The 16,196-nt window shown below is 53.9% G+C and carries 11 protein-coding genes; 7 read left to right on the top strand and 4 right to left on the bottom strand.

The window, feature by feature from the left end; genetic code table 11:
- Positions 1–62 precede the first annotated feature (62 nt).
- Positions 63–2,267: a T9SS type A sorting domain-containing protein gene (locus tag IPI29_06285; protein ID MBK7412145.1), complete on the top strand. Its 2,205-nt coding sequence runs from the start codon at positions 63–65 to the stop codon at positions 2,265–2,267.
- A 330-nt stretch (positions 2,268–2,597) separates the two neighbouring features.
- Here the strand turns inward: IPI29_06285 and hemW are convergent, their stop codons facing one another.
- Genes hemW through lepA form a run of 4 tightly spaced genes read right to left on the bottom strand, consistent with a single transcriptional unit; the run spans position 2,598 to position 7,296 of the window.
- Complete coding sequence (gene hemW / locus IPI29_06280; protein MBK7412144.1) at positions 2,598–3,917, bottom strand: radical SAM family heme chaperone HemW; 1,320 nt, start codon at positions 3,915–3,917, stop codon at positions 2,598–2,600.
- A complete protein-coding gene (lepB, locus tag IPI29_06275) occupies positions 3,917–4,519 on the bottom strand; it encodes a signal peptidase I (GenBank protein MBK7412143.1) in 603 nt (200 codons plus the stop codon). The genes hemW and lepB (IPI29_06275) overlap by 1 nt, the downstream gene beginning before the upstream one ends.
- Position 4,520: 1 nt before the next feature.
- Positions 4,521–5,492: a signal peptidase I gene (gene lepB, locus IPI29_06270; protein MBK7412142.1), complete on the bottom strand. Its 972-nt coding sequence runs from the start codon at positions 5,490–5,492 to the stop codon at positions 4,521–4,523.
- Between the two features lie 4 nt (positions 5,493–5,496).
- Positions 5,497–7,296: an elongation factor 4 gene (gene lepA / locus IPI29_06265; protein ID MBK7412141.1), complete on the bottom strand. Its 1,800-nt coding sequence runs from the start codon at positions 7,294–7,296 to the stop codon at positions 5,497–5,499.
- 199 nt (positions 7,297–7,495) lie between these two features.
- Here lepA and kdpA point away from each other — a divergent pair, with 199 nt between their 5' ends.
- From kdpA to IPI29_06235, 6 genes are read left to right on the top strand one after another with little or no spacing between them, the layout of a single operon-like run.
- Positions 7,496–9,118 (top strand): potassium-transporting ATPase subunit KdpA, encoded by a 1,623-nt coding sequence (gene kdpA / locus IPI29_06260; protein MBK7412140.1) that lies wholly within the window; start codon positions 7,496–7,498, stop codon positions 9,116–9,118.
- A 1-nt stretch (position 9,119) separates the two neighbouring features.
- On the top strand, positions 9,120–11,198 hold the full coding sequence (gene kdpB / locus IPI29_06255; GenBank protein ID MBK7412139.1) for a potassium-transporting ATPase subunit KdpB: 2,079 nt from the start codon (positions 9,120–9,122) through the stop codon (positions 11,196–11,198).
- Between the two features lies 1 nt (position 11,199).
- Complete coding sequence (locus IPI29_06250) at positions 11,200–12,261, top strand: porin (GenBank protein ID MBK7412138.1); 1,062 nt, start codon at positions 11,200–11,202, stop codon at positions 12,259–12,261.
- 2 nt (positions 12,262–12,263) lie between these two features.
- Positions 12,264–12,839, top strand: coding sequence for a potassium-transporting ATPase subunit KdpC (kdpC, locus tag IPI29_06245; GenBank protein MBK7412137.1), 576 nt, complete (start codon positions 12,264–12,266; stop codon positions 12,837–12,839).
- Positions 12,836–15,499, top strand: a complete 2,664-nt coding sequence (locus IPI29_06240) for a sensor histidine kinase KdpD (protein MBK7412136.1) — start codon at positions 12,836–12,838, stop codon at positions 15,497–15,499. Before kdpC ends, IPI29_06240 begins: the two co-directional genes overlap by 4 nt.
- Positions 15,500–16,186, top strand: a complete 687-nt coding sequence (locus IPI29_06235; GenBank protein MBK7412135.1) for a response regulator transcription factor — start codon at positions 15,500–15,502, stop codon at positions 16,184–16,186.
- Positions 16,187–16,196: the final 10 nt, after the last annotated feature.

Below are 16,196 nucleotides of genomic sequence, written 5' to 3'. Positions count from 1 at the left end.
TGCTGGGGAGATTGTTAGATTGTTAGAGTGCTAGATTGTTAGAATGGTTGAGGAGGGCTACTATGAAGTATGTGATCATGGTCATGATGATGGCCGGCGTGTGTGTGGGGCAGACGGTTGTGGATCTGCCGTCATCGTTTCATGTGTTTCGGTCCAATGAGAAGTTGGCGTGTGTTGCTACGCCCACAGGCATATGTTATGGGCCGACTGCAGATTCGATACGCGAGTGTTCGACGATTCCGATCGACATCGACTACTTGCCAACGTATTGGAGCATTCTGAATCTAGAACTCGACCCTCAAGGTCGATTCGTCTATGCTGCCGTCAGCTATCCCAATGGGCTTTATCGCTACAATGTTGAGAATTCTGAATGGGAGCCCATTCGACCGCCAACAGCTGGAAGAGAAATTGATGCACTGTTTGTAGATCGCGATGGTTCTGTTGTGATCGGGACGGGTGGAGGCGGTCGGCGTGGTATATTCCGATCTGCTGACCAAGGAGATACATGGGCCGAGGTGAACACGCGTGATTCTACGATCAGAGATGTACTCGCTGTGCCGGCAATTCAGTCCACCTCATCTGGTAATCTGGTTGTCGGCGTTGTTTACGAAGGTGTGAGCGTCCAAAAAGGGATCTTTATTCAAAAGGACTCTGGGCCATGGAACAGTGTCGTAGATTCAATCGTGCCTGATCAGTTGGTCGTTCGTGGAGAAATGACCTATTACACGCAAGATGGCTCAAGAACTGTGTGGTACGTTGATTTGAAGCAGATTCCATGGACGCGAAAAACGCTGATCGGTACAGCGAAACGATCGACGATCCTTCCGTGGAATGGCGATACGATTGCGGTGTTCCTCGATGACGAAACCGATTCTCTGCCGCCGGAAGTAAGGCTTGCCGTAGACGGTTTTGTTGTTGATACGATCTCGTTGGAGCCCCGTCCAACAACCTTGAGACTCATGATGTTTGGAACGGATATTCGTACTTCCAACTCTTCCCGATTCATTGCTCTTGGATGTGGACGCAATAGCATCGTTAGTGCGCAGGGGGCTGATGTTGGCGAACTAGCTCCGGGTAAACGCTTAGCTTTAGTAACTGAAATCAAGCAGTCACCGAACTGGACGATTGCTAGTGTCTCGGGACATGGGTGGTATACCATCGACGTCAACGGAACTACAGCCCTTGATACCGTGGTAGGTCAAGAACTTGGCTGGGGTTTGGCGGTAGGTCAAGAACTTGGCTGGGGTTTGGCATACAATGCCTATAGCGAGGGGTGGCTTAAGACCACTCCATATCGACTGATCGATATTCGTAGAACCACGATAGACACAATCGTTCGCGTTGACGATAAAACCCACTTCAGATGCGCTGTTCGGAGAGAAGATGGATCGTTGATCGCAGCAACACACGAAGCGGGACTGGTCGAGTATATCCCGAGCACGTCGTTGTGGAAATCCTTCAGCATTGAAGGCCTGCCGGATGGTGTTGCCGGTGATTCAAGACAGCTCAGTCGGATAAGCTACATTTTCGAAGTCGACGGCGAACTCTATGTTTGGGCAGAACCATTACAGTATCGATCCGACACTCTTGGTGGACTGTATGTCTTTCGATCTGGTTGGTCAGAAGTTGACATCCCGTTTTTCGGAAGCTTGAAAGCTGTTGCATCGGATCAATTCGGCGTGGTGCTAACGGTGTCAGGATCATTCGATGGCTTCTTTGAAGCGAGGGTCGCAATCCGTATACAGAGTGGGCAAGATCAGCCTTCCATGTTCGGAAGGCAAAAACTGGACTATCCCCTAGTGATTCATGCCGTGTGTTCGGGCCCAGCGGTCACATGGATCACTATTGACGGTGACGTGTTTACATCAAGCGATCCGAACATGGAGCCCGTTCTCGTCCGCTCCGGTTTGAATTCAACTGTTGGCCGCGTTGGCAGCAGACTCTTGGTTGCCACGCGAGATTCCGGACTCTTTATCTACGATGCCACATCAAGCGTCAGTGAATCGGACAACAATGCCCGTGTAAGCGTCAATGCCTACCCACAACCCGCTTCGTCGCACGTCACGTTCTCAACACGCAACAACAACGAACACATCCTTCGCACCGACATCTACAATGTTGCTGGAGAGCTCGTTCTCTCGCTTCCCCACGCACCTTCAAACACAGTAACCATTGCGACAGATGCTCTCTCATCCGGTATCTATCTCGCGCGCATCATTGCAACTTCCGCAAGCATTACTCTACCCATTAGCATTCTAGCACACTAACAATCTAACACTCTCGCACTCTAACACATTCGAGATCCCTCGTCGCTCCGCTTCTCGGGATGACGCTGATTCCGCATTCGGTTACATATGAGAAACGCGAGCATCATCCATGATGATGCTCGCGTTTCTGAGCACCAGAAAGACAGCGAGCTACGTCATCCCGAGGAGCGGAGCGACGAGGGACCTGTAGAGTACTAGAAAGACAGCGAGCTACGTCATCCCGAGGAGCGGAGCGACGAGGGACCTGTAGAGCACCAGAAAGACAGCGAGCTGCGTCATCCCGAGAAGCGTAGGGGCACGGCATGCCGTGCCCAGAGCGACGAGGGACCTCTACCCCACCAACTGCATCACCTTCACCGTGATCTCATCACACACTCGATACCCTTCGCCTGTGAGGCGCAGAGTTGTTCCGTTGTCGATGATGAAGCCTGCGTCCATCCAATGTCCAAGATCCGGCATGAGTGCGCTGCGAAGGTCCACTCCGAAACGTTGCTCAAACTCTGCAACGGGTGTGCCGTCGGCCCGCAACGTGAGGAAGAGATATTCTGAGCAGAGTTCATCGTTCGAGAGCGATTCGCGGTTGGCCTCGGGCAGTTCGCCGGCGTTGACCTTTGTGGTCCAGGCAGAGAGAGAGCGGTGGTTCCAGTAGCGTGTGGTATCGATGAAGCCGTGCGCGCTTGGACCCAATGCGATGTAGTTCTCAGCGTGCCAATACGTGAGGTTGTGTCTGCACTGTTTGCCCGGACGTGCAAAGTTGCTCACCTCGTATTGAATGTAACCGGCATCTGTCAGTGTAGAGATCACCAAGGCATACATGGCAGCATCGATGTCTTCGCTTGTTGGGGTGATAAGCCCCTTCTTCAACCTTGCGAAAAGGGGCGTGCCATGTTCGTAGATGAGGGAGTAGGCACTGATGTGATCCGGTGCGAGCTGCAACATCCGTGAGAGGTTGTAGGAAAGGGTCTCCATGGTCTGTCCAGGCACGGCGAACATGAGATCCATGTTCACGTTGTCGAACCCAGCTTCACGGGCCATGGCCATTGCGGCAACGGCTTCATCGGCATCATGAATGCGATCGAGGAAGGTGAGCTCGGAGGCGGTGAATGACTGTACGCCAAAGGAAAGTCTGTTGATGCCTGCGTTGCGGTAGGCGGCTAAGCGTTCCGGTGTAACGGTGCCGGGGTTGCATTCCATTGTCCACTCGGCATCCGGAGCGATGGTGTAGCGCTCGCGAAGACGGGTGATGATGCGAGACATGGCATCGGGTGAGAGCAAGGAGGGGGTGCCGCCGCCGAAGAAGACGGAGGTGTGTGCCTCGGCTCCGCTCGGCATGACGATTTCTCCATCGCCACTTCGCCCTTTCGCCTCTTCGCCTTGTGCCTCGCTCGGCATGACGATTTCTCCATCGCCACTTCGCCTTTTCGCTTCTTCGCCTTGTGCCTCGCTCGGCATGACGACTTCTCCATCGCCACTTCGCCCTTTCGCCTCTTCGCCTTGCGCCTCGCTCGGCGTGACGGGGGAGCGGAGGTCGATCTCCTTGATGAGGGAGTTGACGAATGCGTCGATATGTTCGGTGGACTCCAGACTATAGAAGTCGCAATACGAACACTTCTTTTCGCAGAAGGGGATATGGAGGTAGAGTCCGAACATCAGTTGATGCGATGTAAGAGGCGATCCCAGCGCGCGTGGCGGACAATGTTCTCGTTGGTAGAACCAAACGACCAGTAGATGAAGAGCGGCGCGCCTTCTACACGATCTGCAGACAGGCAGCCCCAATACCGTGAGTCGAAGGAATTGCTGCGGTTGTCTCCCAGCACGAAGTAAGAAGATGGCGGAACAACGATCGTGACGTTGCTGGCCCCGATCCCGAGAAGAGGATTGAAGGGTGGACGGGCTTCAGGGGGCTCTGGTTGACGTATCCCATTCACCAGTACGTTGTCAGCTGTGAGGAGCACTGTGTCTCCCGGAAGTCCCACAACACGTTTGATGAAGAGGTCATCATGTTCGTCTGCGCGGAGAGAATCCGGAAGTGAGAAGATGATGATGTCTCCACGATGTACGTCGCGAAAGACATAGGCCAACTTGCTCACAAGGATGTTGTCGCCTTCAAGGATCGTGTCTGACATCGAGTGTGATGGGATGGTGTAGACCCCGATCACAAAGAGCCGCAGGGCAAGGGCAACAACAACAGCGAAGAGTGCTGTTGAGATAATGTCGCGCAAGCTGAGGTCTGCAAGCCCCTTCTCAGACATATCAATGAATGATGGTGCCGAGTCGACTCCAGCGAATGGCGCCGAGGCGTTGGAAGAGCGACAGGCTCTTACCCGTCTGTGGGTCTTCTACGGGCCACGACCAATACACAACCATTGGTGTGCCTACGACATCTTCTTCCGGGATGAAGCCCCAGAAGCGGGAGTCGAGGGAGTTGTCGCGGTTGTCACCCATCCCAAACACATAGTCGCGTTCAACGGTATACGACGTGATGGCCTGACCATCCACGGTGCGACGCATGGCATTGACTGTGTGACCTTCTCGTGCGATGAAGACCGCCCATTGGTCAAAGTTGGATTCGTCGAGAGCGATCACATCGCCTTCTTTTGGAATGCGGATCGGACCATAATCGTCACGTGTGAATCCCTTGCCCACAGGGAATGTAGAGACCCTGTCGTTCTCGTGCATCAGCGATCTCATCTCCGGCGTCATCTGCAAGAACTGCCCGTGTTTAGGGAGTGCGAATTCCACCTTGTTCACATAGATGCGACCACTGCGAATCTCAAGTGTATCTCCTGCAACAGCAACACAGCGCTTGAGGTAATACTCAAAACGGGGCGCCTTGGTCTCCTCACGATTTCCCGGGAACACAAACACGATCACATCACCTTGTTCAGGGGGCATGATCGGCGGAAGTTTGTAGTAGGGAAGGGGCATGTTGATGAACGGGATGATCTGCGGCGTTGATGGGCCGAAGATGAACTTGTTCACGAAGAGGAAGTCGCCGGCCATTACCGTGCGTTCCATCGACCCGGTAGGAACAGTGAACGACGCGAGAGCCAGACCGTTGATGATGGTCACAACGGAGATGGCCCAGACCAAGGTCTTGACCCATGCCCAAAGGTGCTGACCAAAGGTCTCGGGCTTGGGTGCGTTTCTGATCTTCCTACGACGTTCGAGGAGAAACTCTCCCACGATCGGGAGCTTGCTGTAGATGGAATCGATAATGGCCATAAGGTCAGTCTAGTGAGAGTACAGCATGGAAGGCTTCTTGTGGGATCTCCACACGTCCTACCTGCTTCATGCGTTTCTTGCCTTCCTTCTGTTTCTCGAGCAGCTTCCGCTTACGAGAAATGTCGCCGCCGTAACACTTGGCAATCACGTTCTTGCGGATAGCACTGATAGATTCACGAGCCACCACCTTGGAACCGATGGATGCCTGGATGGCAACCTCGAACATCTGACGCGGGATAAGTTCTTTTAGCTTGACGCAGAGTTTTTTGCCCCACTCGTGGGCTTTTTGACGGTGGACGATCGACGACAACGCGTCAACTGGTTCGCCGTTGAGCAGGATGTCCATCAGCACCAGTTCGCCGCGCTCGTAGTCCGAATATTCGTAGTCGAGTGATGCATAGCCCCGTGTGCTACTCTTGAGCTTGTCGTAGAAGTCAAAGACCACTTCTCCAAGGGGCATGTTGAACGTCATATCAACACGATCGGCACTGAGATATGTCTGTCCGAGCATCGTGCCTCTGCGTTCCATACACAGCTTCATGATCGTACCCACGTATTCGGAGGGGGCGATGATCTGCGCACGGATGTATGGCTCCTGGATCTCGTTGATCATGGTTGGATTTGGCAGCTGAGCCGGGTTGTCCACCCACATCACTTCGTTCTTTGTGGTGATCACCTTGTAGCGAACGTTCGGCACTGTGGTGATGATCACTTGGTTGAACTCACGTTCGAGTCGCTCTTGGACGATCTCCATGTGCAGAAGGCCAAGGAAGCCACAGCGGAAGCCGAAGCCGAGAGCTGTTGACGATTCCGGTTCGAACGAGATCGCAGAATCATTGAGCGTGAGTTTGCCCAATGCTTCGCGCAGATCCTCAAAGTCATCACTCTCTGCAGGGTAGATGCCCGAGAACACCATCGGCTTCACTTCGCGGAAGCCTTCGATGGGTCTGTCTGTTGGGTTGTTGGCAAGCGTTACCGTATCGCCAACCTTGGAGTCTTGCAGGCGACGAATGGCGGCTGTGAAGTAGCCCACGTTGCCGGCTTCCAGAATTCCTGTGCGCTGACGTTGCATGTAGAGCACGCCAACTTCATCGAGTTCATACGTTTGATTCGTGTTCATGAAAAGGATCTTGTCCTTTTCCTTGAGTGTGCCATCAAAGACCCGCACGTTCACTACCACGCCACGATAGGCATCAAAGATCGAATCGTAGATGAGTGCGCGGAGCGGAGCCTTCGGATCACCCTTTGGCGGTGGGATCCGTGCTACTACGGCTTCGAGGATCTCATCGATCCCGATGCCGGCCTTCGCCGAAGCCAGGATCATCTCTTCTTCCTTACAGCCGATGAGATCCATCACTTGCTTCTTCACGTTGTCGATCGTTGTTACCGCACTCGGCAGGTCGATCTTGTTGATCACCGGAATGATCTCCAGTCCTTGCTCGAGAGCCATGAACAGATTCGAGATCGTCTGTGCTTCAACGCCCTGTGTTGCATCAACAACCAGGAGAGCCCCTTCACATGCACTTAGGGAGCGAGAGACTTCATAGGAGAAGTCTACGTGACCCGGTGTATCGATGAGGTTGAGTTTGTACTTCTCGCCCGATGGAGACACGTAGTCCATCTGAATAGCGTGAAGCTTGATGGTGATGCCCCGTTCTTGTTCGAGCGGGTTATCGTCGAGGATCTGGTTCATCGTCATCTCGCGCGCCGAGACACGACCGGTCCGCTCCAGCAGTCGGTCTGCCAGCGTGGATTTCCCGTGATCGATATGCGCGATGATGCAGAAGTTTCGGTAGTGCTGCATAAGACCACAAAGATACGGGGTTACGAGGTTACGGGGTTACGGGGTTACGAGGTTACGAGGTTACGGGGTTACGAGGTTACGGGGTGACGAAATGACGGAATGACGTCCATATATCACCCATATACGGTTTGATCGTATCCGCATGGTGGTTTTAGCCACTACACCTGAGTTTTGAAGCTGTCAAACACTCGGAGGTACTATGGACTTGACGCAATTGATCCCCATTGGGGTTTTTCTCCTTCTCATTGCCGTGCTTTCGCCGCTCTTGGGGACCTATATCGCCCGGCTACTCGGTGGGGAAGGTGCAGACGAGATGGATTGGAAACAGTATCTCGGAGCCATTCTGACCTTTAATGCCGTCGGATTTGGCTTCCTGATCTGTCTTCTCATGTGCCAGCAATATCTCCCCCTCAATCCTGACGGAGCAAAGGGCCTTGATCTGGCCTTGGCCTTCAACATCGCTGTGAGTTTTGTGACCAATACGAATTGGCAGAGTTATGCCGGCGAAACAACGCTGAGTCAGTTCTCTCAGATGGTTGGACTTGGCACCCAGAACTTTCTCAGTGCAGCTACAGGAATCGCCGTCTTGGTAGCCGTCACGCGAGGTTTGGCAAGGTCCAGCGGTAAAACACTCGGGAATGCGTGGCGTGATATGTCGCGCATTGTTCTTGGCATCCTATTGCCCCTTTCCGTCCTCTTTGCCATGATCTTCGTTTCCGAGGGGATGGTTCAGACATTTGATTCGGCACACCAGATCACAACCCTTGAGGGGAAGCAACAGACCATTCCTGTTGGTCCGGCTGCCTCTCAGATCGCGATCAAACAGCTCGGAACAAATGGAGGGGGCTACTACAACGCGAACAGTGCCCACCCCTTGGAAAACCCAACGCCCCTTACCAATCTTCTCTCTACCATCGCCTTGATCCTGATCCCCGGGTCATTGTGTTTCACGTATGGGATCATGGCCAACCACCGCAAACATGGTATAGCTCTGTTTGCCACAATGCTCATTCTGCTCACGATCGGAATTGGAGTTTCGTTGTGGTCTGAGAATGCGTCGGCAACGGCTATTGGAGAGCGTTCGTTGATGGAAGGCAAGGAGTCGCGTTTTGGCGTCCCTGAAAGCATCCTATGGTCGACCACAACAACGGCTGCATCCAACGGCTCTGTCAACGCGATGCACTCAAGCCTTTCTCCAGTTGCCGGCGGCATTGCGATGTTGAACATGATGCTTGGCGAGATCGTGTTCGGAGGAGTTGGGTCAGGGCTCTACGGAATGATCCTGTTCGTGATCCTCACCGTTTTTCTTACGGGGCTTATGGTTGGTCGAACGCCGGAGTACCTCGGTAAACGGATCGATGCCGTGGATGTGCGATGGGCCATCGTGGCGATCATTGCCCCAAGTGCGGCGATGCTGATCGGCTCTGCGATCTCTCTCTCTACGGGCGTTGGAAGGAGTTCGATGTTGCATACCGGAGCCCACGGAATCTCTGAAGTACTCTATGCCTGGGCCAGTGCGGCTGGGAATAATGGGAGTGCATTTGCCGGACTCAACGCCAACACTACCTTCTATAACATCGGCATCGGCATTGCCATGTTGATCGGACGATATGCGGTGATCATACCGGTGGTGATCATTGCCGGACGTATGGTTTCTCGCATACGCATGAAGGAAAGTGCCGGCACATTCCCAACGCACTCTCCACTCTTTGTTCTCCTATTGATCGGTACCATCCTCATTGTTGGTGCTCTAACGTTCTTCCCTGTGCTCTTGATGGGCCCCCTGACAGAACAAGTCCAATTGATGAGAGGAGGATTCTAACATGGCTGTTACCTCAAACGTTGTATCTCGTGATCTGATCGTTCAGGCCTTGCGGGACGGCATCACAAAATTCCATCCGCGTGAACTTCGCAGATCGCCGGTAATGGCCATTGTGGCTATTGGAGCGGTTGCAACAACCATCGCGATGGTCGTAGACGCCATGAATGGCTCGTTCTCCGGTGTGGATCTTCAGATCACACTTTGGCTCTGGGGCACGGTCTATTTTGCCAACATTGCCGAGTCGATCGCTGAAGGAAGGGGCAAGGCACAAGCCGATGCCCTTCGTCGGTCAAGGCAGACCACCACAGCACGTAAACTTGTGAATGGTGTTGAGTCTGTGGTCGGCTCATCAGAACTTCATGTAAATGATCTCGTGATCTGCGAAGCCGGGGATCTCATTCCACTTGATGGTGAGGTGATCGAAGGCATCGCCTCTGTTGATGAAAGTGCTATCACCGGGGAGTCAGCGCCGGTGATCCGCGAAAGTGGAGGCGATCGTAGCGCGGTTACAGGAGGCACACGCGTTCTGAGCGACAGGATCGTGATCCGTATCTCTGTTGAGCCGGGACAGGCATTCCTAGACCGTATCATCGGACTCGTGGAGGGGGCTCAACGTCAGCGCACGCCAAATGAGATCGCTCTGAGTACCTTGCTCATCGGACTTACCGTTGTCTTCATCCTTGTGGTGATCACGCTGCCGTTCTTTACACAGTTCCTCTCATCTTCAGGTCATGGTAGTGCTGATACGTCCATTTCCGTTTTGATGGCGCTCCTTGTCTGCCTCATTCCTACAACGATCGGTGGATTGCTCAGCGCCATTGGTATCAGTGGTATGGACAGGCTACTGCGGTCGAACGTGGTTGCCATGAGCGGAAGAGCCGTGGAAGCTGCCGGTGACATCGATGTACTGCTTCTCGATAAAACGGGAACGATCACCTTTGGCAATAGAAGCGCTTCGGAGTTCATCCCTGCTCACGGTGTTTCGGTTACAGATCTGGCTCGTGCAGCCTACACGGCATCGTTGGCTGATGAAACGCCGGAAGGGCGCAGCATCGTCCACCTTGCACGTCATGCTCATGCCATTCGTGATGCACATGAAGATCTTCATGATGTTGTGACGCATCCCTTTACTGCGCAAACACGAATGAGCGGTGCAGACTTTACCGATGCCGACGGAATACCTCACCAAGTGCGCAAGGGCGCGGCAGATGCCGTTGAAAAGGCCGTGGTTGAAAATGGCGGTTGGATGCCCCAGGATGTGCGTGCTGCTGCCGATAGGGTTGCAAGCGCCGGATCTACACCGCTTGTTGTGAGCGATGGAAGCACGGTGTTGGGTGTGGTTGAGCTCAAGGACATTGTCAAGGGTGGCATTCGAGAGAGATTTGAGCGACTCCGGTTGATGGGGATTCGCACGGTGATGATCACCGGCGACAACCCACTGACGGCCGCTGCCATCGCTGCCGAGGCAGGCGTAGACGATTTTATCGCAGAAGCCAAACCGGAGGACAAACTCGCACGTATCAGGCACGAGCAGTCGCAAGGACGTCTGGTTGCTATGATCGGAGATGGAACGAATGACGCACCCGCACTTGCCCAGGCAGATGTTGGTGTTGCGATGAACTCCGGAACCCAAGCCGCCCGTGAAGCCGGCAACATGATCGATCTTGATAGTAATCCAACGAAACTCATCGAGATCGTTGAGACCGGTAAGCAACTGCTGATGACGAGAGGTGCGCTAACGACGTTCTCCATCGCTAACGATGTTTCGAAGTATTTCGCCATCCTGCCTGCTATGTTCGCCGGACTCTACGTTGGTGCAGATGGGTCTTCACCAATGGAGATCTTCAATATCATGGGGCTTGCCTCACCACAAAGTGCTATTCTCTCCGCCGTGATCTTCAATGCATTGATCATCATAGCCCTCATACCACTCGCGCTCCGCGGCGTAACGTACAAGCCACAGGGCGTATCGGCGGTGCTCCGCCGGAACGTGCTGATCTATGGCTTGGGTGGACTCCTCATCCCGTTCATTGGGATCAAACTTCTCGACATACTCATCACCGCATTAGGACTTGCCTAACATGAATGTGCGCCTACTTGCACTCGCCTTGTGCATCTCGATCATAACTGTCCCAATGGCAGCCGAAGACTCTGTTAACGTGTCATGGTCGGCCTCTGCAGACGTTTTCTACTCCTATTCTCTCAACGATCCACCTGACCACCAACGGGCCTATACAACACAGCCTGCTCGAAATGCTGAGTTCGGACTGATGTTGGGATACATCGGACTTGCTGTGAATGGTCCGGACTATCGTGGTCGTGTTGCCTTACAAGAAGGTTGGTTCACCCGTGCGAACTACATGGGGCCTGATTCGTCTTGGAGGTGGCTCCAAGAAGCATCGGCCGGACTCCGCATCACAAATGGTCTGTGGCTCGATGCCGGTGTAATGTTCTCACACATCGGCTACGAGTCGATGATCACACGAGATAATCTTACGTTGTCGCGATCTTTCACGGCTGACTATACGCCGTATTACTCCACCGGCGCTTCCCTCGCGTGGTCCATTAGCGATGCCATCACCCTAACCGGCCTCGTTCTCAACGGGTGGCAGCAGATCGTTGACATCAATGACGATCTCGCTCTGGGCACACGCCTTCTTGTGAAGCCATCGTCGGAGCTCACGCTCAATTGGAGTACGTTTGTTGGGAACGAGCAACCCCGAGGCATGCCGGCCCTGGTTCGGTTCCATAACAACCTCTGGGCAGAATGGAAGCCTTCCACTGCGTGGACATTGGTACTCATGGGCGACCTATGTATGCAGGAAACGGCAACAGATACTTCTGCGCAGCAGTGGTATGCCGGAGTGATCTCATCACATGTTTTGTCCGACGCGTTTCGATTGACAGCTCGTGTTGAGCATTACAACGATGCGAAGAACATCTTTATCGCAACGCCGGCTGGAACACCGTTCCAGGCCACCGCAGCTTCGGCCAATCTTGATTTTAGGCCGAATTCGGCCTTCCTCATTCGGTGCGAGGTTCGCACCATGATGGCGGCAGACGACGTCTTCCCGTCGAACGATGGGTTGACGTCGAATGACACCTACATCACCCTCTCCACCTCCGTTGCCTTTGGAGATTGATCATGATCAAGCATCTTCAAAACTCGTTGCTTATGGTTGCTGCCTTCACCCTCATCTGTGGTGTGGCATTCCCACTTCTTGTGACTGGGATCGCGGCTGTGATAGCCCCTTCTCAGCGAAACGGAAGTATGGTCATCGTAAAGGGACGCGAAGTTGGAAGTGCCCTCGTGGGGCAAGCATGGACATCTGAGAAGTACTTCCATGGACGTCCAAGCGCGATCGGCAACCAACCACTCCCGAGTGGCGGAACGAACCGCACCGTTGCCTCGGCAGCATTCCGAAAGGACGTTGCAGTTCTTCGTGATTCCCTTGCCAAGCAGAATGAGGTAGAGGGGGCTGCCATTCCATCAGATCTGGTGATGGCCTCAGCCAGCGGAATCGATCCGCATATTTCTACCGAGGCGGCCCAAGTGCAAGTAACGCGCGTCATGAAGGCGCGTGGATTGGCGTCGAGCAGAAGAGCCCACGTTGAGCAACTGATTTCGGCAGCTACGGATCAACCGTTAGTAGGGATATTTGGAATGGCACGTGTGAATGTACTTCGTCTCAACATTGCAATGGATGCCTTGCGACAATGAATGAACGCAGACCAGACCCCGATGCACTCCTTCGTATGCTTAAGGACGACGAGAAGACTGTAGACGCTGGAGTGCTGAAGATCTTCCTCGGCATGTGCGCCGGAGTTGGGAAGACCTATGCTATGCTTGAGGCGGCGCAGCGTGCAAAGGATGCAGGGATCGACGTTGTGGTTGGTGTTGTTGAGACACATGGAAGATGGGAGACGGAGAAGTTGTTGGATGGGCTCGAAGTGATTCCGCGCAAGAGTGTGGAGCATCGCGGGTCGAGTCACGCAGACATGGATGTTGATGCGATCCTCGCCCGACGTCCGCAACTCGTCCTTGTTGATGAGCTTGCCCATACCAATCCAACGGGATGGAGGCATCGCCGGCGCTACCAAGACATTGATGAACTCCTCGACAACGGTATCAATGTCTATTCTACCTTGAATGTCCAGCACCTTGAAAGTAGAGCAGATGATGTAGAGCGTATCACGGGTGTTGCTGTTCGAGAACGAGTGCCGGATAGCGTTTTGGCAAAGGCCTCGGAAGTTGAGGTTATAGACATCACTCCGGCTGAACTACTGCAACGTCTGTCAGAAGGAAAGGTCTACGCAAAGGACCGTTCTATTGTTGCCCTTCAGAATTTCTTCCGCAAGGGTAATCTCGTTGCCTTGCGAGAGATGGCACTGCGGACAACAGCAGAGCGTGTTGACACCGATCTTCGATCCTACCGTCAGCGTTATGGTATCGAGGAGATGTGGCCGTCCGCGCAGAGTTATCTCGTGGCCATCGGACCTACGCCACACGCTACACGACTTGTTCGGTGGACCTGTAAGGTTGCACAGGAGCATGGCGCTCGGTGGGTTGCGGCCATAGTGCGACGCCCAGGCGCTCTCTCTGAGTCGCAGGAGCGACATCTCCAGTCAGCCGTATCCCTTGTTGAGGAGCTCGGCGGCGAGATCGACTGGATCGATGATGATGACGTTGTGAACGGACTTCTCACGGCCGCGCATCGCAGAAATGCTGTCACCATTGTTGTGGGTAAGCCCAGAAGGGGTGGCCTGTTCTCCTTTGTTACGGGTGCCGGTATCGTTTCGCGTCTGATCGCAAGGGCTGACGGGATCGATGTGAGCGTGGTAGCTGCAGATGACGGAGAATCGGATGATGCAAAACCGACAGCATCAGGGTCGTATCCGATGCTTATTCAATCCGGACCGTTGGCATATGTATTGACTATTGCAACTTCCGTTGTGATGATCGGCATCGGCTTGCTGCTCTTACCGACAATTGGGTATCAGGCCGTTGGCATGATCCTCCTTTTGTATGTAAGTATCCTTCCGGTTCTTGCACCACGCGGGCCGGTCCTCGTAACAGCAGTCCTTACAGCCGGAGCATGGGATCTACTCTTCATTCCTCCTCGCTTCACGCTAACGATCGGCAGACTCGAAGATCAGCTCACGTTCACGTTGTACTTCATTACGGCGCTTACGTCAACGTGGTTAGCAACGCGTATCAGGCGGAGAGAGCAAGTGATCCGCAGACGAGAACAACGAACAGAGCAACTCTACGCACTTGCAACGGATGTGAATGCGTCATCGGCTGTTGCGGATATTGTTGATGCCATCGTGCAACGAACGCAGCAACTTCTCGATGCAGACGTTGCCATCATTGTTCGGCCGGATGGTGCCCAGGATAGTGACATACAGATGTACGGATCGTTCACACCGGATGCAAAGGAGTACGCCGTAGCAATGTGGGTGTACGACCATTCGCGGAGTGCCGGGAGCGGAACCGAGACATTGCCGTTCGCCACTGCGCGCTACGTACCAATGAGTGTGAATGACCGATGTGTTGGCGTTATCGGTTTCCGGCCGAGAACCTCTCGGACAAGATCATTCGAAGACCCTGGGGTGATCGAACGTGTGGTGCGTCAAGCCGCTTGGTCGTTTGAGCGCATGAGACTAAACGATAGTGTCAGCAGAGTCCGCCAGGCCGAAGAATCAGAGCGCCTGGCGCGCACGATCATGAACGCTGTCTCTCACGAGTTGAGGACTCCAATGGCCTCCATATTGGGTTCGGCCTCTACGTTGGAAGAGGTGGTTGGCGACAATCTCTCCGACACTCAACGCCAACTCGTTCATGATATACGATCATCGGCAGAGCGACTCGACGATCTCGTTACGGACCTACTCGACATGGCGCGAATCGATGCTGGCAAGGTTGAGGTAACGCAACAGCCGATTGACATCCGAGAAACACTGGACGCGTCGTTGGGCGACTTCCTTCCACTCAAGGACGGACGTAAGCTCTTCGTAGAGATCGATCCTCCGTCGCCCCCTGACATACAAACGGATGCGACGATCATCCGTCAGGTTGTGAGGAATCTCGTAGGGAATGCCATCGACCATACTCCACCAGGCACGGCGGTTTCAATCACAGTTGCTGTTCGATTGGAGGCACTGGCCATAACGATCGACGATGATGGTCCGGGCATCGATCCCACCGAGCTTGCAAACATCTTTGATCGATTTGTTCGTGGACCACGATCTACAGGTAGCGGACTCGGTCTCTCCATCGTGCGAGGTTTGGTAGAGGCTCTCAATGGGCGTATCGTTGCAGGACGTTCACCCATGGGTGGTGCACGGTTCACCGTAACGATTCCCCTTGCGCCGCAGTAGATGACCCCATCACTTCAACTTCTTATCGTGGACGACGACGCGCCAATTCGGCGTGTGATACGGATAGCTGCGGAAGCAACTGGCTATCGTGTTGAGGAGGCTGAGTCTGTCCAAGAGGCGCGAGTGAAGGCTGCCTTCATTCAGCCTAACATTGTCATACTCGATCTTGGTCTTCCGGACGGAAGTGGATTGGACGTGTTGCAGTCGCTTCGAACGTGGACCTCTGTGCCCGTCCTTGTGCTTACCGCGCAAGCAGACGACGCCATGATCGTCCGCGTTCTCGATGCAGGCGCGGATGATTACATCGTCAAGCCGTTCTCAATGCCTACGCTATTGGCACGTATGCGTGTTGCACTCCGCCATCATGCCAGCATCGAAACCGGTGAATCGCGGCGAACGATCGGCCCCCTGTCCATAGACTTCGCTGCTCGTGTGGTAACGAAAAACGGAGAAGAAGTCCACCTCACATCAACCGAGTATGATCTGCTAGCTCTGCTGTGCAAACATGCCGGACGTGTCCTTACACACTCCTTTATTCTCAATGCGATATGGGGCTCATCAAACGAAGATCCCCAGATCGTCCGCGTCTTCATCCGACAACTACGCGCCAAGATCGAATCAAACCCAACACACCCAACCCTCATTCGAACAGAGATCGGCGTTGGCTATAGGATGGAAGAAGGATAGTTACTTAGTT

The organism is Ignavibacteria bacterium (assembly GCA_016707005.1).
Taxonomy (GTDB): domain Bacteria; phylum Bacteroidota; class Ignavibacteria; order Kapaibacteriales; family Kapaibacteriaceae; genus UBA10438.
Note: the sequence above shows the minus strand (reverse complement) of the source record. Positions and strands in the feature narration are given on the sequence as shown.